Raw genomic sequence first — 351 nt, 5'->3', positions numbered from 1 at the left:
GGAGCAACGAATTGGGTAGCGGTTGCTCTAGGTTCCCCTTTTGATTCAAAAAACGATGACAACCAATACACAGCGAATGGCGTTCACAATGGGATTGCTAACCGGTGAAGGGTCGTTCCATCTCACGATGGCGAAGGACGAGAGGTACTGCCACGGTGTGGTACCTGGGATTCGCTTCCAGCTCGTGATGGGCCAGTATAGTGAGAACCTCTTGAGAGAGGTTCGCGACATCTTTGACTTAGGAGTCGTCCGTTCTCGGAACAAGGGCTATCACTGGATCGTCTCGAGTCACTCGTCGAACGCGAACGCGAATTTCTCGTGCGACACCTCCGAGACTGACGCGCCCCGCTG

1 protein-coding gene is annotated in these 351 nt (G+C 54.1%); it reads left to right on the top strand.

Features of this window, described 5'->3' with window-relative positions; all coding sequences use genetic code 11:
- Positions 1-88 precede the first annotated feature (88 nt).
- Positions 89-351: LAGLIDADG family homing endonuclease (locus tag AUR66_RS12625; RefSeq protein WP_197409776.1), on the top strand; the 263-nt coding region annotated here is incomplete at its 3' end.

The organism is Haloferax profundi (genome assembly GCF_001469865.1).
In the GTDB taxonomy this organism is placed as follows: Archaea; Halobacteriota; Halobacteria; order Halobacteriales; family Haloferacaceae; genus Haloferax; species Haloferax profundi.
This window is presented reverse-complemented; position numbering and strand designations above follow the sequence as displayed.